At 72.9% G+C, this 17,383-nt stretch carries 18 protein-coding genes; 13 read left to right on the top strand and 5 right to left on the bottom strand.

Annotation, left to right across the window (positions count from 1 at the left end; all coding sequences use genetic code 11):
- Nucleotides 1–3: 3 nt before the first annotated feature.
- Complete coding sequence (locus AAH991_RS30330; RefSeq protein ID WP_346229340.1) at nt 4–552, bottom strand: TetR/AcrR family transcriptional regulator; 549 nt, start codon at nt 550–552, stop codon at nt 4–6.
- Between the two features lie 408 nt (nt 553–960).
- Between AAH991_RS30330 and AAH991_RS30325 the strand changes: the two genes are divergently transcribed.
- Genes AAH991_RS30325 through AAH991_RS30275 form a run of 11 tightly spaced genes read left to right on the top strand, consistent with a single transcriptional unit; the run spans nt 961 to nt 11,542 of the window.
- The gene (locus AAH991_RS30325; protein WP_346229339.1) at nt 961–2,214 is read left to right on the top strand and encodes an ATP-grasp domain-containing protein; all 1,254 of its coding nucleotides are present in this window, start codon (nt 961–963) and stop codon (nt 2,212–2,214) included.
- A complete protein-coding gene (locus tag AAH991_RS30320; protein WP_346229338.1) occupies nt 2,211–2,996 on the top strand; it encodes a Rossmann-like domain-containing protein in 786 nt (261 codons plus the stop codon). Before AAH991_RS30325 ends, AAH991_RS30320 begins: the two co-directional genes overlap by 4 nt.
- On the top strand, nt 2,993–3,763 hold the full coding sequence (locus AAH991_RS30315; RefSeq protein WP_346229337.1) for a PLP-dependent cysteine synthase family protein: 771 nt from the start codon (nt 2,993–2,995) through the stop codon (nt 3,761–3,763). Before AAH991_RS30320 ends, AAH991_RS30315 begins: the two co-directional genes overlap by 4 nt.
- Complete coding sequence (locus tag AAH991_RS30310; RefSeq protein WP_346229336.1) at nt 3,763–4,035, top strand: hypothetical protein; 273 nt, start codon at nt 3,763–3,765, stop codon at nt 4,033–4,035. Before AAH991_RS30315 ends, AAH991_RS30310 begins: the two co-directional genes overlap by 1 nt.
- The gene (locus AAH991_RS30305; protein ID WP_346229335.1) at nt 4,032–5,027 is read left to right on the top strand and encodes a dipeptide epimerase; all 996 of its coding nucleotides are present in this window, start codon (nt 4,032–4,034) and stop codon (nt 5,025–5,027) included. The genes AAH991_RS30310 and AAH991_RS30305 overlap by 4 nt, the downstream gene beginning before the upstream one ends.
- Complete coding sequence (locus AAH991_RS30300; RefSeq protein WP_346229334.1) at nt 5,024–6,166, top strand: MFS transporter; 1,143 nt, start codon at nt 5,024–5,026, stop codon at nt 6,164–6,166. The genes AAH991_RS30305 and AAH991_RS30300 overlap by 4 nt, the downstream gene beginning before the upstream one ends.
- Complete coding sequence (locus AAH991_RS30295; RefSeq protein WP_346229333.1) at nt 6,163–6,924, top strand: class I SAM-dependent methyltransferase; 762 nt, start codon at nt 6,163–6,165, stop codon at nt 6,922–6,924. The genes AAH991_RS30300 and AAH991_RS30295 overlap by 4 nt, the downstream gene beginning before the upstream one ends.
- Nucleotides 6,917–8,446, top strand: a complete 1,530-nt coding sequence (locus tag AAH991_RS30290) for an ABC transporter substrate-binding protein (RefSeq protein WP_346229332.1) — start codon at nt 6,917–6,919, stop codon at nt 8,444–8,446. The genes AAH991_RS30295 and AAH991_RS30290 overlap by 8 nt, the downstream gene beginning before the upstream one ends.
- On the top strand, nt 8,443–9,354 hold the full coding sequence (locus AAH991_RS30285; RefSeq protein WP_346229331.1) for an ABC transporter permease: 912 nt from the start codon (nt 8,443–8,445) through the stop codon (nt 9,352–9,354). Before AAH991_RS30290 ends, AAH991_RS30285 begins: the two co-directional genes overlap by 4 nt.
- The gene (locus AAH991_RS30280) at nt 9,351–10,097 is read left to right on the top strand and encodes an ABC transporter permease (RefSeq protein WP_346229330.1); all 747 of its coding nucleotides are present in this window, start codon (nt 9,351–9,353) and stop codon (nt 10,095–10,097) included. The genes AAH991_RS30285 and AAH991_RS30280 overlap by 4 nt, the downstream gene beginning before the upstream one ends.
- On the top strand, nt 10,094–11,542 hold the full coding sequence (locus tag AAH991_RS30275; protein WP_346229329.1) for an ABC transporter ATP-binding protein: 1,449 nt from the start codon (nt 10,094–10,096) through the stop codon (nt 11,540–11,542). Before AAH991_RS30280 ends, AAH991_RS30275 begins: the two co-directional genes overlap by 4 nt.
- Before the next feature lie 114 nt (nt 11,543–11,656).
- Here AAH991_RS30275 and AAH991_RS30270 read toward each other — a convergent pair whose 3' ends face one another.
- A complete protein-coding gene (locus AAH991_RS30270; RefSeq protein WP_346229328.1) occupies nt 11,657–12,601 on the bottom strand; it encodes an SDR family NAD(P)-dependent oxidoreductase in 945 nt (314 codons plus the stop codon).
- Between the two features lie 144 nt (nt 12,602–12,745).
- Here AAH991_RS30270 and AAH991_RS30265 point away from each other — a divergent pair, with 144 nt between their 5' ends.
- Nucleotides 12,746–13,333, top strand: coding sequence for a TetR/AcrR family transcriptional regulator (locus tag AAH991_RS30265; RefSeq protein WP_346229327.1), 588 nt, complete (start codon nt 12,746–12,748; stop codon nt 13,331–13,333).
- Between the two features lie 22 nt (nt 13,334–13,355).
- Here AAH991_RS30265 and AAH991_RS30260 read toward each other — a convergent pair whose 3' ends face one another.
- From AAH991_RS30260 to murQ, 3 genes are all read right to left on the bottom strand, one after another.
- On the bottom strand, nt 13,356–14,168 hold the full coding sequence (locus AAH991_RS30260) for a DUF1206 domain-containing protein (RefSeq protein WP_346229326.1): 813 nt from the start codon (nt 14,166–14,168) through the stop codon (nt 13,356–13,358).
- Between the two features lie 81 nt (nt 14,169–14,249).
- The gene (locus AAH991_RS30255; protein WP_346229325.1) at nt 14,250–15,269 is read right to left on the bottom strand and encodes a serine hydrolase domain-containing protein; all 1,020 of its coding nucleotides are present in this window, start codon (nt 15,267–15,269) and stop codon (nt 14,250–14,252) included.
- Nucleotides 15,270–15,343: 74 nt separating this feature from the next.
- Nucleotides 15,344–16,246 carry an N-acetylmuramic acid 6-phosphate etherase gene (gene murQ, locus AAH991_RS30250; protein ID WP_346229324.1) on the bottom strand — a complete coding sequence of 301 codons (903 nt, stop codon included), beginning with the start codon at nt 16,244–16,246 and terminating at the stop codon, nt 15,344–15,346.
- Between the two features lie 29 nt (nt 16,247–16,275).
- Between murQ and AAH991_RS30245 the strand changes: the two genes are divergently transcribed.
- A complete protein-coding gene (locus tag AAH991_RS30245) occupies nt 16,276–17,382 on the top strand; it encodes an exo-beta-N-acetylmuramidase NamZ family protein (protein ID WP_346229323.1) in 1,107 nt (368 codons plus the stop codon).
- The last annotated feature ends 1 nt before the right edge of the window (nt 17,383 follow it).

Below are 17,383 nucleotides of genomic sequence, written 5' to 3'. Positions count from 1 at the left end.
AGGTCAGTCGGCCTGCAGACCGAGCGTCCGCAGCGCCCCGCGGGTCAGTTCCGCGCGCAGCGTCTCCTCCGGGACCGTGAGCTCGCCGGCGCTGGTCAGGATGATCCCCAGCATCGCCATCCAGGCCCAGACCCGGGCCTGGGGAGCGGCCGAACGGCCGGACAGGGCGTCTGTCAGCCGTTCGATGAAGCCGTCCACGTCCGGCAGCTCCGGCCGGTTGATCAGCGCGTCGACGTCCTGCAGGAGGATCTTCACCTGCAGCCGGAAGCGCAGGGACAGGTCGACGAGCGCGGCGACTGCGGCACGGGCGGCCGCCTCGCCGTCCAGCCCGGCGAGCCGCGCCTCGAGTTCGGCGACCTGCGACCCGACGGGCGCCAGCAGCTCGGTCAGGATCGCGTCCTTGTTCGTGAAGTGGTAGAGCAAGGACGCCTTGGAGCAGCCGGCGTCCGTGGCGATCTCCTGCAGGGAGGTGCCGCGGAAACCGTGGGCGGCGAACAGCCGTACCGCCGAGTCGAGGATGTCCGCGCGCAGGGTGGTTACGGAACGCGCCATGGGAGACACCTTAGCTGACCGATCGGACAGGATCTGACCGATCGGCCAGTGACGGGCCCTCCTCTTGGGGAAGTGCGGGGATGAACAGCCTTCACACCGTCACGACGGTGCCGGCGCGTCAGCCCGGCTGTCCCTTCGACCCACGAAGGAGCGGATCCAGGCCCGCCAGCACGGCCCTATCAGCCGATTCCCCCCCTGGCGGGCACCAGGGCTGGCTGGTCGCCGGCGACGACCTGATCCGGTCGGTCCTGGCGAACCCGCGATGGAGAAGGCCGGGCCGGCGGCCGATCCGGCGGCCGCGTTCGCCGCGCCCGTTCCCGCCATCGCCGTCTGTGAGGCGATCTTCCCCTCTCCTGTTGCGTCCCGAGATAGAAAACGATAATCATTATCAAAACTCAAGGAGACGATATGGCTCATCTGTTGGTGATCGAGAGCTGGGTCGGGGCGATGAGCACACTGCTGCCCCGCGCCATCCGCGACGCGGGGCACAGGTTCACGTTCCTCACCCGTGACCTGCACCACTACCTGCGTGCCGCGCCCAGCGCCCGATCGCATCCGCTACTGGCCGCCGACAACGTGCTGACCACGGAGACCAACGACCTCCCCGCACTCCTGTCCCACGTGGAGCGATTACACGACGCGCTCGGCTTCGACGGGGTCCTGTCCTCATGCGACTACTACCTGCCGGCCGTGGCGGAGGTCGCGGCACACCTGGGCCTGCCCGGTCCCTCACCGGACGCCGTACGGCGGGCCTGCCGCAAGGACCTCGCCCGCGCCGCCCTCGGGGACGCGGGGGTGCCGGGCCCGCGGTACGCGCCGGCCTCCTCCTGGGAACAGGCCGCGGAGGCCGCGAACGGTGTCGGTTACCCACTGGTGGTCAAGCCGGTCGACCTGTGCGCCGGCATGTACGTGCGGAAAGTGCGCGACCAGGCCGAGCTGCGCACGGCCTTCCTCGCTCTTGAGGAGTTTCCCGTGAACGCGCGAGGTCAGCGCCGGGTGCCGGTCGTGCTGCTGGAGGAGCTGCTCGCCGGGCCGGAGGTCAGTGTCGAGACGGTCAGCGTTGACGGTGACGTCCATGTGGTGGGGGTGACCGGCAAGAGCCTGACGGGGGAGCCGTGGTTCGTCGAGAGCGGCCACATGTTCCCCGCCGTCCTGGACGCCGACCTGGCAAGGAAGGCGAAGGAGGCCGCGGTGTCAGCGGTGCGGGCGCTGGGCCTGGACCGGGGCGTGGCCCATACGGAGCTGCGGCTCACCCCGGACGGCCCGGCGCTGATCGAGGTCAACCCGCGCCCCGCCGGCAACCAGATCACCGAGCTGGTCCGCCGGGTCACGGGCGTCGACCTGCCGATGGTTCACGCCCGCCTGGCCGCCGGCCAGCAACCCGACCTGACTTTCGCCGACACGGGGGTGCGCAGCGCCGCCATCGCCTTCCTGCTGCCCGGACACGCCGGCCGGATCACCGCCGTCCACGGCACCGGCGTGCTCGCCGCCGCCGCGGACGTCGTCGACTGGTCCGTCAAGCCGGCCGGGCACCGGACGGGTGAGCCCACGAGCAACAACCAGTACCTCGGTCACGTCATGGTGACCGACACCCTCGGCAGCGGCGCCGGAGCGCGGGCGCAGGAGCTGGTCTCGGCTCTGAAGGTCGAGTACGAGCGATGAACCTGACATCGATCATCAAACGGGCACTCGCCGGCGAACTGGGTCCCGATCCCGTGCGGGAGCGGGTCACCACCGCCTTCACCACCCGGCAGGGCGCACGGCACGATTCCCGCAGGCGTGGCTATCGCAACCATGTGGTCAGCCTGCGGGTCGGCCGGGCCGTCGGCTCCTGCGCGGTCGAGCCCGGCGACGTCGCGGACGAGATCGTCGAGGAGTGCGCCGGCGTCGCCGTCGCCGACCTGCTGCTCCACCCGGTGCCGGCGGTCCGGGTGGCCACGCTCGACGCCTACCTGATGTCGGCCCGCCCTCACTGGGGGGAGCGGGTCACCGTGGCGGCGGGAACGTCGCTGGAGAAGTCCCTGGCCCGGGCGGCGGCCGTGGTGGACCTACTGCCCGCCGGGACGGATCGGGTCCTCGTGGTGGGCGTGGTCAACTCGGTACTGCATCGCTTACGGGAACGGGGCGTCCGCTACGTACCGTGCGATCTGAAGGGCGGCTCCACCGAGTGGGGTGAGCCGGTGACCGCCGATGCGGCCCGTGCACTCGCCGCCTGCGACGCCGTGCTCGCCTCGGGGATGACCCTCGGCAACGGGAGCTTCGAGACCCTGCTGGAGCACGCCCGCGCACACCGCAAGCCGCTGGTGATGTTCGCTCAGACGGGCAGCGCGATCCTGCCGCACTTCCTGGGCTGGGGGGTGACGGCGGTGTCGGCGGAGCCGTACCCCTTCTTCTGGCTCGACGGCGGCGACACCGTCCTGTTCCGCTATCGGGAGCGGGCATGAACGAGCTGCTGTCCCTGGTCGGACGTACGCCCCTGGCCCGGATCACCGTCCCGCTTCCCCACCCGCACGGCGGATTCTGGGCGAAGCTGGAAGGCTTCGGTGTCGGCGGGATGAAGGCCCGCGCCGCCGTCTCCATGCTCACCGCCGCCCGCGCCCGCGGCGAACTCCGACCCGGCGCCCCCGTCGTGGAGTCCACCAGCGGGACGCTCGGGATCGGGTTGGCTTTCGCCGGCCAGTGCCTCGGGCATCCGGTGATTCTGGTGGTCGACGCCGAGCTCGAACCGGTGATGCGCACCCTGTTGCGCGCGTACGGCGTGCGTCTGGAAGTCGTGGACCGCCCGCACCCGCGAGGTGGTTGGCAGCAGGCCCGGCTGAACCGGCTGCGCGATCTGCTGGAGCGGCTTCCGGGCGCGTACTGGCCCGACCAGTACAACAACCCCGACAACCCTGCCGGGTACGCCTCGCTGGCACGGGAGCTGGCCGAGCGGCTGACCCACGCCGACGCGCTGGTGTGCAGCGTGGGCACCGGCGGTCACAGCGCCGGGGTGTTCCGCGGCCTGCGCCGTTACTGGCCGGGCCTGCGTCTGATCGGGGTGGACACGGTGGGCTCGGCCGTATTCGGCCAGCCGGCGCGTCCCAGGCTCATGCGCGGGCTGGGCAGCAGCATCCACCCGCGCAACGTGGACTACGACCTGTTCGACGAGGTGCACTGGCTGGGCCCGGTCGAGGCCGTCGACGCCTGCCGCAGGCTGGCACGAGGGTCGTAGTGACCGGAGGGTGGAGCACCGGCGCGGTCGCCCGGGTCGCCGCGTGGACGGCGCGCCGGGAGCCCGGGGCCGTGGTGGTCGCGATCTTCCCGGACGGGCCGGACCGTTACCTCGGATCGATCTTCGACGACGAGTACTGCCGGGCCCGCGGTCTGCTGGGGCGGCCCGAGGACGGGCCCGTGGAGATCGCGCATCCCGGCGCCGTCGAGGTGTCCGGCTGGGCCCGCTGCCGAACGCTGGCCGACCCCCTGCTCGCGGAGGTCCCGGCGTGAAACTTACCTGGACCGTGACGCCGCTGGCACTGCGCGAACCGCTGCGGATCTCCCGCTCGGTGATGGCCGGCCGGGACGCCGTCCAGCTCACCGTGGCCCACGAAGGGCTGCGCGGCCACGGGGAGGCGGTGACCAGCGTCTACCACCGGCTCGACGTCGAGCGGATCACGAGCCTGCTCCGGCGGCTGCGTCCGGCGCTGGAGGAGCTGCCCGGCCCCGAGGCGGCGCTGGCGGCCGTGCCCGGCCCTGTGGCCGAAGCCCCCGGTGTGCTCGCCGCGGTGGACGCGGCCCTGCACGACCTGGTCGGGAAGCGGCGCGGCCTGCCGGTTCACGCGCTCTTCGGTCATGGGTGGTCCGACACCGCGACCGCCTTCACCGTGGGCATCGGCCAGGACTCCGTTCCGGTTCTCGACCGCGGCTTCCGGCTGATCAAAATCAAGCTGGGCGGCGGGGACGACGTCGCGCGTGTCCGCGAGATCCGCCGTGCCGCGCCGGGAGCCCGGCTGCTCCTGGACCCCAACGGGGCGTGGACGGCGGACGAGGCGGTGCGGATCCTCGATCGGGTCGCGCCGCTGGGGATCGAGGCCGTCGAGCAGCCGGTCGCCCCCGGAGCCCCGGACGCCCTGGCCTGGGTGGCGGCGCGTTCGGCTATCCCCGTGATCGCCGACGAGGACGCGCGGACGTTGGAAGACGTGCGCAACCTGCCGGGCGCCGTGCACGGCGTCAACGTCAAGCTCGCCGAATGCGGTGGCCTGACGGCCGCGCGGCGGATCGTCGGGTTCGCCCGCGACCACAGTCTTCAGGTCATGCTCGGCTGCCAGGTGGCCAGCAGCCTGGGCATCGCGCCCGCCGTACACCTGGCGCACTCGGCCCGCTGGGTCGATCTGGACGGGCACCTGCTGCTCGCCGAGGACCCGTGGACCGGTATCGGCGGGCACGACGGCGTGCTGCGGCTGAGCGGTGAGCCCGGACTGGGGGTGCGCCCGGCGTGAGAGAGCTCTCCTGGCCGGTGCGGCTGTTACTGGTCAACCAGTTCGGCGTCAACATCGGCTTCTACCTGCTGGTTCCCTATCTGGCCGGTCACCTCACCGGAGACCTGGGCCTGTCCGCCGCGGTGACCGGCGTCATCCTCGGGGCGCGCAACCTCAGTCAGCAGGGCCTGTTCCTCATCGGCGGCTCAGCCGCCGACCGCCTCGGCGCGCGGCCGGTGATCATTCTGGGCTGCGCGTTGCGCACCACCGGATTCGCCCTGTTCGCGTTCGGCGACGCGGTGCCGTTGCTGCTGTCGGCCGCCGTGCTCAGCGGGCTGGCCGGCGCACTGTTCAACCCGGCCGTCCGGGCGTACGTCGCCGTGGCGGCGTCCGACAAGGTCAGGGCCTTCGCGCTGTTCAACGTGTTCGCCCAGGCGGGAGCGCTGTGCGGGCCGGTGCTGGGCGGCGCGCTGCTGCTGGTGGACTTCCGGGCCGCCGCGCTCGCCGCCGCGGCGGTCTTCGCGGTGCTGACCGTCGCGCAGGTACTCGCGCTGCCCGCGAGGGAGGTGCCGCGCAGCGGTTCCTCCGTGCTGGGCGACTGGCGGCGCTGCCTGACCGACCGGCGTTTCCTCGCCTTCACCTTCGCCCTCAGCGGCATGTTCGCCTTGGAGAACCAGCTCTACCTGGTGCTGCCCCTGGCCGCGCAGCGGGCGACCGGCACGGCGGGCTCGGTGGCGCTGCTGTTCCTGGTCTCCACGGTGGTGAGCCTGCTCTTCCAGGTGCGGATCACCACGTGGCTGCGGGAGGCGACGAGCCGGGACCGGGCGATGGCGCTGGGCCTGGCCGTGATGGGAAGCGGGTTCCTCCCCCTCGCGCTGCTGCCCGGGGTCGTCCCGGTCCTGGTGGCGGTGCTGGCGCTGGCCGTCGGCGTGATGATGGCGCAGCCGTTCGTGTACGAGCGGATCGGCCGATTCGGCGGCGATTCCCTGTCCGGCACCTACTTCGGCGTGTTCTATCTCGTGTCCGGAGCGGTCGCCGCCGCGAGCACCGCGCTGATCGGCTGGGCGGGCACGGCCGGAGCCGCCGTGTGCTCGGTGATCGGCCTGCTCTGCGCGGCGGCCGTGCTCGTCCAGGAACGGCGGACGGCGGTGCCCACGTGAACTTCCTGACCGACAATCCCGCCCTGTACGAGGCGCAGTTTCCCGACCCGGAGCGCAGAGCGGCTCGTTTCGTGGACGACCAGGTGCGGCGCTTCGACGGCGGGCGGAGCCTCCTCGACGTCGGCTGCGGCACGGGCCGCGACGCCGGCCGCCTGGCCGTCCTCGGCTACGACGTCACCGGCATCGACGTGTCCGAGGCGATGCTGGCCTACGCGCGCGACCGCCATTCGCGGGTGACCTTCATCCGCGCCGACATGCGCGACTTCGCGCTCGGCCGCCGCTTCAGTGTGGTGACGTGCCTGGACAGCGCCATGCTGTACTGCCACACCAACGCCGACCTCGCCGCGTTTCTGCGTCGCTGCCGCGAGCACCTGCGTCCCGGCGGGCTGCTGATCGCCGAGATGCGCGGCGGCGCCCACTTCCTCACCCACCCGGTTCCGGTTCCGTTCACCCGCACGGTGACTCGTGCGGGCGTCACCTACACCTCCCGCACCGAGCTGTGGATCGACCACGGCGCCCAGCTGTTGCGGCGGCGCCGCACGTGGAGCTGGCCCGGCGGCGGCCCGCTGGAGCAGCACTCGGCATGGCGGCTGCTCTTCCCGCAGGAGCTCACCTACTTCCTGGCCGTCGCCGGGTTCGAGGTTCTCGACCTGTTCGACCAGCCAGGGCCACGGGCGGAGCCGCACGACGGCCCGCCTCTGTCCGCCGACCGGCTCCATGTCGTCGCCCGACTACCGAAGGACCCCCACCATGCGTGACCATCTCAGCCGACGCGGCTTCCTCGGACTGACCGCCGGAGCCGCCCTGCTCGCCGGGTGCGGCACCGGCACCACCGCCACCTCCTCCGGGGACGCCGGCGGCTCCGGTGGAAGACTGCGGGCCGTGTTCGCCGGCGGCGGCGCCACCGAAGTGCTGGATCCGCACCTCGCCAACCTGTTCAACGAGGCCGCACGCGCCAAGGCCCTCTACGACAAGCTCGCCGATCTCGGCCCGGACGTCTCCCCGCGGCCGCGCCTGGCCGAGACGTGGGAGCCGAACGCGGACTTCACCGTCTGGCGGATCACCCTGCGGCAGGCGCGCTTCCACGACGGGCGGCCGGTGCGCGCCCAGGACGTCCTGGCCAGCTACGCCCGGATCACCGATCCCCACGGGACCTTCCGCGCCAAGTCCAGCCTGGCGCTCATCGACCTGCCGAACAGCCGGGCGGCCGGGGAACGGGCGATCGAGTTCCGGCTCAAGCGGCCGTTCGCCGAGTTTTCCAACGTCCTGGCCGCCTTCGGCGCCTACATCGTGCCCGAGGGCACCACGGACTTCGCCAGGCCGGTGGGCTCGGGCCCGTTCTCCTTCGTGTCCTGGAAGCCGGGCAGCTCCGTGCTGCTCAAGCGCAACCCGGACTACTGGGACGGCGCGCCGTCCATCGAGGAGCTGGAGTTCCTCATCGCCAATGAGGAGTCCGCGCGAATCAACGCGCTGCTGGGGGGGCAGGTCGAGTACGCGCACGACCTCAGCCCGGCCTCCGCGCGCCAGTACGAGGGACGAGTCACGGTCGTCCGCGCCCCCAACAGCGCGATGCAGGCGTTCGCCATGAAGGTGGACCGCCCCCCGTTCGACGACCGGGACCTGCGAGAGGCCCTGTTCCTGCTCACCGACCGGCAGCAGTTGGTCGACACCGTCCTGCCCGGTGCCGGACAGCTCGGCAACGACCTGTTCGGCAAGGGCTACCTGCACTACGCCGGCAGCATCCCCCAGCGCACCCCCGACCTCGACAGGGCCAAGGCGCTGATCAGGAAGGCCGGCGCGGAAGGGCTCCCCGTCGAGCTGACCACTTCCGCCGCCGCGGCCGGCTTCGTCGAGGCGGCCACGGTCTTCGCCGGCCAGCTGCGCGCCGCCGGACTGAAGGCCGAGATCGTCACCGCGAGCAAGGACACCTACTGGTCGGACATCCTCACCAAGGGGTCCATCGTCAGCTTCCGCTCCGGGGCCATGCCGATCGAGACCCACATCGCGCAGCGGCTGCTGTCGACCTCGACGACCAACTCCACCAGATGGGCGCGGCCGGAGTTCGACGCGCTCTACGAGACGGCCGTCTCGGCGCGGAACCCCGCCGATCGGGAGGCCGCCTACCTGAAGATGCAGCAAACGCTCCACGCCGAGGGCGGCCTGCTGGTGTGGGGCTTCGCCGACTGGATCGTGGCGACCTCGCCGAAGGTCAGCGGAGTCCGGGCGGCGCCCGCCAACACCCTGGACTGGGCCCGGTTCGACAAGGTGAGCTTGGCGTGAACCTGGCCCGCTATGTGGGGCGGCGGCTGGCCGTGGGCGTCCTGCAGGTCGCCGGGGTCGCCTGCCTGGTGTTCCTCATGGCAGAGGCGCTGCCGGGCGACGCCGCGGTGGTGCTGGCGGGCGACCAACCGGATCCGGCGCGGATCGAGCAGATCCGCGCCGGGCTCGGCCTGGACCGCCCCCTCACCGAACGCCTCGCCGCGTGGGCCGCCACCGCCATACGGGGCGACTTCGGCGCCTCGCTCGTCTCCGGCCGACCGGTGAGCGAGATCATGATGGACGCGCTCGGCCCCACCGCGGTGCTGGCCGGGATCACTCTGCTGCTCCTGGTCCCGCTGTCGATCCTGTTCGGGGTGGCCGCCGCGCTTCGCGAGGGGAGCCGGGCGGATCGGGCACTGACCGCGGCGAGCACGGCGCTCTACGCGGTCCCGGAGTTCGCGCTCGCCATCGTGCTGGTGGCGGTCTTCGGCGTCGCGCTGGCGTGGCTGCCGCCGACCGGGCTCGGCGGGCTCACCCCCGCCGCCCTGGTGCTGCCGGTGACGGTGCTGCTGGTGCGGCCCGTCTGCTCGACCGGGCGGCTGGTCCGCTCCGCGATGCTCGACGCGCTGGCCACGCCGTACGTCGGGCACGCACGGCGCCTCGGACTCAACCGGCTCGCGCACGCGCTGCCCAATGCGCTCATCCCCGCCGTACAGCACCTGGCCCGCACCGTCGACTGGCTGCTCGGCGGCGTCATCGTCGTGGAGGCCGTCTTCGTGGTCCCGGGGCTGGGCACCGTCCTGGCCGACGCGGTCGGCCGGCGCGATCTTCCCGTGCTCCAGGGACTCGCGCTCCTGTTCGCCGCCACGACCGTATCGGTGAACCTGCTCGCCGACGTCGCGGCCTTCCGGCTGGCGCCCCGCGCATGAGGTTTCTCCTGCTCGCCGTGCCCCTGGCCGTCGCCCTCGCGGGCCCGTGGTCGGTTCCGGACTCGACGGTCCACGGCGCCTCCTTCACGGCCCTGGGGCTGCTCGGCACCGACTTCGCCGGACGCGACGTGTGGCACCAGGTACTCCTGGGCGGGCGATCCCTGGTGCTGACGGCCGGGTTCGCCACCGCCGGGGCCTACCTGCTGGGCACGGTGTGGGGTCTGACCGCGGCAAGAGCCCCCCGGATGGCCGACGAGATCCTTATGCGGCCGCTCGATGTGCTCCTGGCGGTGCCCTCCCTGCTGCTGCTCCTGGTGGTGGCGGCGCTGGCTCCCGACGGGGCGCTCGCCTGGATCGTCATGCTGGTCCACCTGCCCGACGTCGCCCGCCTGGTACGCGCCTGCGCACTGGAGATTAGCGCCAGGCCCGCCGTGGAGGCCTTGCGGCTGCAGGGCGAGAGCCGGTGGCGGATCACCGCCGGATTCGTCGTGCCCTCCATGGCCCGGGTGCTCGCCACCGACGCGGGCACCCGGCTCACCGGGTCGCTGTACCTCGTCGCCGCCGCGAGCTTCCTCGGCGTGGGGGCGCCGCCGGACGCCGCCGACTGGGCGGTGATGGTCGACCGGAACCGGGGCGGGCTCTTCCTCAACCCGTGGGCGGTCCTCACCCCCGCACTACTGATCGTGATGCTCGCCGTCGGGCTGAACCTCACAGTGGACCGTGCTCAGAAGGCGGCATCGTGATCGAAGTGAACGGGCTGGTGGTCTCCGTCGGAGACCGGACCCTGGTGAACGGGGTCGGCTTCACCCTGCCCGCAGGGAAGACACTGGCCCTGGTCGGCGCGTCCGGCAGCGGCAAGACGACCACCGCACTCGCGCTGCTCGGGGAGCATCCCGCGGGTGCCCGTGTCACCGGCCGTATCACCGTCGCCGGGCACAAGGTCGCCCCGGGCAGGCCCCCGCCGCCCGGGACCATCGCCTACATCCCCCAGCACCCCTCCGCGGTGCTCAACCCGGTGCTGCGCATCGGGACCGTGCTCCGGCAGATCGCGGCGCGGCACAGCGGCAGCGTCGGCGACGCGCTGCGCAGGGCGCGGCTCCCCGGCGACCGCGATTTCCTGCGCCGTTTCCCTCACCAGCTGTCAGGGGGACAGCAGCAGCGGCTCGTCCTGGCACAGGCGCTGCTGGCCGGCCCATCCGTGATCGTCGCCGACGAACCCACCACCGGCCAGGACGCCGTCACCCGGGCCGAGGTCGCCGCCGAGCTGTCCAGTCTCGGCGTCGCCGTCGTCCTGCTCAGCCACGATCTCGACCTGGTGCGGGAGCTGGCCGACCATGTCGTCGTGCTCAGGCACGGCCGGGTCGTGGAGTCCGGCCCCGCGGTGCTGGACGCCCCACGCGACGTGTACGTCAGGGCACTGGTCACCGCGCAACCCCGCACGGCGCGGACCCGCATGAAACCACGCCCGCTCCTGGAAATCGCGGGCCTGAGCACGGAGGTCCTGCGCGATGTGACCTTCGACGTCGCCCTCGGCGAGCGACTGGTCGTCGCCGGCCGCTCGGGCAGCGGGAAGACCACTCTCGCCCGCTGCGTCGCCGGTCTGCACCCCTGGACATCCGGGAGCGTACGGCTGGCCGGCCGTCCACTCCCGAGGTCCCCCCGCCGGCGCGGCCGCGCCGACTTCGCCCGCGTGCAATACGTTTTTCAGGACGCCCGGGCCTCGTTCGTTCCCTGGCGTTCCGTGGTCGACCAAGTCGCCAGGACCGCGGTGCGGCTGCGCGAGCTGGCCGCCCCCGCCGCCCGCGCGGAAGCCCTCGCGACCCTGGCCTCACTCGGGCTGGACCACGACACCGCGCGACGACGCCCCGGCGCGTTGTCCGGGGGCGAACTCCAGCGCGCCGCCCTGGCCCGCGCCCTGCTCGCCCACCCCGACGTGCTGATCTGCGACGAGATCACCTCCGGCCTGGATCCCGTCACCCAGTCGGAGGTCCTCGACCTGCTCACCGGCCTCGGCCTGACCCTGATCGTCATCAGTCACGACCTTCCCGTGGCCGCGCGGATCGCCGACCGGGTCGCGGTCGTCCACGAAGGGCGGCTCGTCGAGCACGGTCCGGCCGATCGGGTGCTCCGCCACCCGTCCCACCCCGTCACCCGCGCCCTCACCGGCGGCTCCTCCCATGCCCTGTGACAGCACGGCGGTCAGCGGGGTCCGTCCTGGCGCGGCCGGGTGCCGCCGTGCGGTCAGGTGCCGCCGAGGCTGCCAGGCACGGCGGGGTCTCTCCCCGGGCGGATCGTGGTGGAATCACAGGTCGAGCAGGTCTGCCGACACCTGCCAGAGCAGGGTGGCCGCCTCCGGGTCGAGCGCGTAGGCCGCGACGCCCCGGCGACCGCCCGGCTCGCCGATCTCCGCCTCCTGGTTGTCCTCGAAGTACCGTCCGGTCACGCCCTCCACCAGCGGCGACGCGGCGAGCAGCACGGAGGTGGCGGCACCCTGCTCGGTGTTCTTCCACGTCACTCCGCCCGAGTCCCCCGACGCCCGGCGGCGCTCGAGGTAACCCGGCTCCAGGTGCCGCTGGAGATTGGTCGGGATGCCCCCGGGCATCAGCGCGTTGACCGCGACGCCGTCGCCGGCCCAGCGCCTGGCGGCCTCGACCGCGAACAGCACATTGGCCGTCTTCGACTGCCCGTACGCGAGGATCGGGTCGTACGGGCGCTCCCGGAAGTGGATGTCGTCGAAGACGACCGGCGAGTACAGGTGGGCGCTGGAGCTGACCGACACGACGCGGGCGCCGCCGGCCGCCGCGAGCGCGGGGTGCAGCGCGACGGCGAGCGCGAAGTGGCCGAGGTGGTTGGTGGCGAACTGCAGCTCCCACCCCTCCGGCGTCCGGGTCTCGGGGCACGCCATCACCCCGGCGTTGTTGACCAGCATGTGCAGCGGGCCCTCCCAGCCGGCGGCGAACGACGCGACGGAAGCCCGGTCGGCGAGGTCCAGCGGCGCCACGCGGACGGGTGCTCCTCCGGTGGTCGCGGCGATGTCCCCGGCCGTCCGCTTGCCCGCGTCGAGGTCGCGGACCGCGATCGTCACCTCCGCCCCGGCGGCGGCCAGCGCCCGGGCGGTCTCGACGCCGATCCCCGACGCCCCGCCGGTGACGACCGCACGACGGCCGCTCAGGTCGACCCCTTCCAGGACCTCGGCCGCGGTGGACTGCCCGCCGAACGGCGTGGTGATGCGCGTGGTCTGACTCATGTCCCGTCCCCGTCCCGTACGGCGGCGCGGGGATCCGCGACGACCCCGGCCGCTACAATGAGGAAACCGGAGGATCCTCCGGTACGTCGACGACTCTAACCGGAGAATCCTCCGGTTAGCAACCCGCACCTGCGTGGAGGAGCCGTGTCCACCCCCGGACCCAAGCCGTTGCGCGCTGACGCCCGGCGCAACCGCGAGCGACTGCTCGACGTCGCCGTACGGGCGTTCTCACACGACGGGCCGGACGTCACGCTCGACGCGATCGCGAAGGAGGCGGGCGTCGGCATCGGGACGCTCTACCGCCACTTCCCCACGAGGGAGGCGTTGATCGAGGCGGCCTACCGCAACGAGCTGGTGAAGCTGTGCGACGTCGCGACCGAGCTGCTGAAGGAGATGCCGCCCGACGTGGCGCTGCGCGCCTGGATGGACCGGGCGGCCGGCTACCTCGCGACCAAGCGCGGCATGGCCGACGCGTTGCGGGTCGTCATCGCCGCGGGCGCGAACCCGTACGAGAACAGTCGCGACCTGCTGATCGGCGCGATCGGCACGCTGCTCGGGGCAGGGGTCGAGGCCGGGATCCTGCGGGGGGACGTGACAGCCGAGGACCTGCTGGTGGGGATGAACGGCATCTGCCTGGCCACTGTGGAGCCGGACAGACGCGAGCAGGCCGGGCGGCTGCTCGACCTGCTCATGGACGGCCTGCGACACGCGGAAGCCGGGGCGACGGCCTGAGACGTCGCCCCGGCGGATTCACTCAGACGCGGTGCCAGCGCGCCTCGGCAAAGCAGTAGACGGCGAACAGCACCAGGCCGAGCGCGACCACGACGAGCAGCCAGGGACCGGCCGGGGTGTCGGCGAGCGCCTTGAGCGCGCCGTCGATGCCGGCCGCCTTGTCGGGGTCGTAGGTGAGTGCGGCCTTGCCGATCAGGACGCCGGCGGCCAGCGCGATCACGCCGCGGGCGATGTAGCCGGCCTTGCCGAGCTTGACCACGACGCCGCGGGCGCGGGGCTCGGTCACGTGCATGTCCTTCATGAACTTCTCGGTCCAGCCCTCGTAGATCCAGTAGACGCCGAGGGCGATCACGCCGAGCGCCAGCAGGCCGACCAGGAACTGGCCGCCCGGCAGCTCGAACAGCGCCTTGGTGACGTCCTGCGACTGGCTGTCGGACGAGGAGGCGGGCTTGTTCCGGGTGAGCAGGGCCACCATCGAGAACACGAGGGCCGCGTAGACGACGGCCCTGGACACGGACTCCACGCGGTCCTTGACCTCGGGACGGCCCCAGACGGCCTCGGAGACCTGCCAGATCGCCAGCGCGGCCAAGCCGACGGCCATGATCCACAGGAGGGTGTCGCCCAGGGGCGATTCGCGCACGATGTGGATCGCGCTGCTCTTGTCGGCCTCCCCTCCCCCGCCGAAGGCGATGTGGAGGGCGACCAGGCCGATGATCGCGTACAGGACGCCCCGGGCGGCGAACCCGACCTTGGCGAGCTTCTCCAGGACAGGATGGTCGGCCGCTCTCCGGGCCGTGCCTTCCAGCCGCCGGCCCGCCTGATGCGCGGTCGTCATCACGGCTCCTCTCCTTGGGGGGACGGATCGGTCTGCCTGCCGAACGTTCTCCCTACTGACCCGGACGAGGACGATCAAACATCAGCCGGCCAGGCGCAGCGCCTCCGCCGCGACGGCGTGCCGCAGGTCGCGGATGCCGGGCCGCCCCCGGAGGGGGTGCACGTTGTTGGTGAGCAGCACGACGGTCAGCCGGCGGGCGGGGTCGACGACCAGCGACGTGCCGGTGAAGCCCGAGTGGCCGAACGCGTCCGTGAGCGGCCCCACGATGGCGGGATCGCCGATCCGCACCCCGAGCCCCTGGCGGAACGCGGCGCCCGGGACCCCCTGGTCGCGCAGCATCTCGGCGGTCCATTCGGGAGACAGGATCGGGCCGCCGCCGGTGCGCAGCGCCTCGCCGAAGCGCACGAGGTCGGCGGCGGTGGAGAACAGCCCCGCGTGCCCGGTCACGCCGCCCAGCGCGTGGGCGGTCTCGTCGTGCACCTGTCCCCTGACGCACGTGCCGCGCTTGAACTCCGTGGCCACGGCGCGGCCCCGATCGACCGGCCCGTACGTCGTGGCGCCGAGGCCGAGCGGCCGGGTGACCCGCTCGCGTACGAGCACGTCCAGCGGCGCCCCGCCGGCGGCCTCCGCCACCCGCCCGGCCGTGATCATGCCGACGTCCGAGTACAGGTGCGTGCCCGGCGGCCCCTCAACCGGGGTGGACAGCACGAGGTCCCAGCGGGTCTCCTCCGGTTCCTTCTCCACCCGGCGGCTCGCGGGCAGGCCCGCCGAATGCGTCAGCAGGTGCCGGACGGTGATCCCGGGCCGGTGCCCGTAGAACCGGGGCAGCCGGGCGGCCACCGGCTCGTCGAGGCCGAGCGCGCCCTCCTGCGCCAGCGAGACCAGCACCGCGGCGGTGAACATCTTGGTCAGGGAGGCGATGTCGAACAGCGCGTCCACCGACACGGGCGGCCGCTCCGGCAGCAGCCCCCCGGACGGATCGGCGTACCGCACGGCCTCCCCCACGGCGGCCCCGGCGACCGTGCGGCCGTCGACCGCGATCAGCGCGACCGCCGCCGAGGCGACCTCGGGCACCGCGGCCCGCAGGACGTCCTCAATCATGTGCTCAGGTCCCGTCAGGCGCCGTGTCATCAAGCACCGTGTCATCAAGCACCGTGTCATCAAGCACCGTGTCATCAAGCACTGTGCAGCGCCGGGCCGAGGCGGTTGCCGTGCGCCGCGAGCAGCGCCCGGGCGTCGTCGGCGCCCACGCCGCGCTCGATCATCACGACGGCCGTCTTCACGTCCCGCCCGGCGTTCTCCAGGACCTCCCGGGCCCGCGGCACCTGCGTGCCGGTGATGTCGGAGACGATGCGGGCCGCCCGGTCGACCAGCTTGGAGTTGCTGGCCACGACGTCGACCATGAAGTTCCCGTACGTCCGGCCCGACCTGATCATCGTGATCGTGGAGATCATGTTGAGGACCAGCTTCTGGGCCGTGCCGGCCTTCAGCCGCGTCGAGCCGGTGACCACCTCGGGTCCCACGATGACCTCGACGGCGTGGTCGGCCGCCCGCGCGAGCGGGGTGCCGGTGTTGCAGGCCAGGCCCACGGTCAGCGCGCCGAGCCGCCGGGCCTGCTCGACCGCCGCGACGACGTACGGCGCGCGCCCGCTGGCGGAGATGCCCACGACGGAGTCGAGCGGGCCGACGTGCTTGCCGCGGATCACGGCGGCGCCCGCCTCGGCGTCGTCCTCGGCGCCCTCGACGGACCGCACCAGCGCGGCCTCGCCGCCCGCGATGATGCCCTGGACCAGGTCGGGGTGCGTGCCGAAGGTCGGCGGGCACTCGGAGGCGTCGAGCACCGCGAGCCGCCCGGAGGTGCCCGCGCCGACGTAGAGGAGCCTGCCCCCGTCGGCCATCCGCGCCGCGATCGCGTCGACGGCCGCGGAGATCGCCGGGACGGCCCGGCCCACCGCGGCGGGGACGGCGGCGTCGGCGGCGTTCATGAGCCGCGCGATCTCCTCCGTCGGCAACGTGTCGATGGCGCTGAAGCGGGGATCGCTCTGTTCGGTGGCGAGAGCGGCGAGTGAATGCGTCATGGTCGTGGTTCCTCGGCTTCGGAGTGCTTATGGATCGCGTGCGTACAGGGCTTGAGCTGCTGGTGGGCGCGCCGAAGGCCGGCTGGGAGCGGGTGGGCCTCGTCACCAACCCCACCGGAGTCCTGCCCGATCTGACCGCCGCCGCACCGGCCCTGCTGGCCGCCGGAGTGCCCGTGACCACGCTGTTCAGCCCCGAGCACGGCCTGCGCGGCACGGCCCAGGCGGGCGGCGGCGAGGGCGACACCGTCGACCCGGTCACCGGCCTGCCCGTGCTCGACACCTACCAGCGGTCGGGCGCGGACCTGGACGCGCTGGTCGCGTCGTCCGGGGTGGAGGCGATCGTCTTCGACGTGTGCGACGTGGGCACGCGTTTCTACACCTACGTCTGGACGATGTACGACCTGATGGGCTCTGCGGCCCGGCTCGGGCTGCGGTTCACCGTGCTCGACCGGCCCAACCCGATCGGCGGCGATGTGGCCGAGGGCCCGCTGCTCGACCCGGCGTTCGCGAGTTTCGTCGGCCGCGCCGCCCTGCCCGTACGGCACGGCCTCACGCCGGGCGAGATCGCGTCGACCGTCAGCCGCGAGCTCGGCGCCGAGCTGGAGGTCGTGCCGATGGAGGGCTGGCGCAGGGAGTGGCATTTCGACCGCACCGGGCTGCCCTGGGTGATGCCGTCGGCCAACATGCCGACCCTCGACACCGCCCTGGTCTATCCGGGCACCGGGCTGCTGGAGGGCGTGAACGCCGCCGAGGGCCGCGGCACGACCCGGCCGTTCGAGCTGGTCGGCGCGCCGTACGCGGACGGCCGGTTCGCCGCGGCGCTGAACGGTCTCGGCCTGCCCGGCGTGCGCTTCCGCGACACGTGGTTCACCCCGACGTTCGGCAGGCACGCGGGCGTCGTGGTGCGCGGCGCGCAGCTGCACGTGACCGATCGGCGGGCCTTCCTGCCGGTGCGCACGGGCGTGTCCGTCCTGCACGCGCTGCGCGCCCTCTATCCGGGTGACTTCGCCTGCGAGCCGTTCCTCGACCTGCTGTGGGGCTCGGCGTCGCTGCGCGAGCACCTGGAGGCGGGCCGCGACCCCCGGGAGCTGTGCCCCCCGCCGGGCCCGCCCCACGGCGATCTGCTGTACGGCTGAC

Source organism: Microbispora sp. ZYX-F-249 (assembly GCF_039649665.1).
GTDB lineage: Bacteria > Actinomycetota > Actinomycetes > Streptosporangiales > Streptosporangiaceae > Microbispora > Microbispora maris.
The sequence above is the reverse complement of the archived record's forward strand: the minus strand, read 5'-3'. Positions and strand labels throughout refer to the sequence as shown.

Coding starts and splice junctions, on each gene's coding strand:
- AAH991_RS30330 (WP_346229340.1), bottom strand. CDS start 552: ATGGCGCGTTCCGTAACCACCCTGCGCGCGGACATCCTCGACTCGGCG.
- AAH991_RS30325 (WP_346229339.1), top strand. CDS start 961: ATGGCTCATCTGTTGGTGATCGAGAGCTGGGTCGGGGCGATGAGCACA.
- AAH991_RS30320 (WP_346229338.1), top strand. CDS start 2,211: ATGAACCTGACATCGATCATCAAACGGGCACTCGCCGGCGAACTGGGT.
- AAH991_RS30315 (WP_346229337.1), top strand. CDS start 2,993: ATGAACGAGCTGCTGTCCCTGGTCGGACGTACGCCCCTGGCCCGGATC.
- AAH991_RS30290 (WP_346229332.1), top strand. CDS start 6,917: ATGCGTGACCATCTCAGCCGACGCGGCTTCCTCGGACTGACCGCCGGA.
- AAH991_RS30280 (WP_346229330.1), top strand. CDS start 9,351: ATGAGGTTTCTCCTGCTCGCCGTGCCCCTGGCCGTCGCCCTCGCGGGC.
- AAH991_RS30270 (WP_346229328.1), bottom strand. CDS start 12,601: ATGAGTCAGACCACGCGCATCACCACGCCGTTCGGCGGGCAGTCCACC.
- AAH991_RS30260 (WP_346229326.1), bottom strand. CDS start 14,168: ATGACGACCGCGCATCAGGCGGGCCGGCGGCTGGAAGGCACGGCCCGG.
- AAH991_RS30255 (WP_346229325.1), bottom strand. CDS start 15,269: ATGATTGAGGACGTCCTGCGGGCCGCGGTGCCCGAGGTCGCCTCGGCG.
- murQ (WP_346229324.1), bottom strand. CDS start 16,246: ATGACGCATTCACTCGCCGCTCTCGCCACCGAACAGAGCGATCCCCGC.
- AAH991_RS30245 (WP_346229323.1), top strand. CDS start 16,276: ATGGATCGCGTGCGTACAGGGCTTGAGCTGCTGGTGGGCGCGCCGAAG.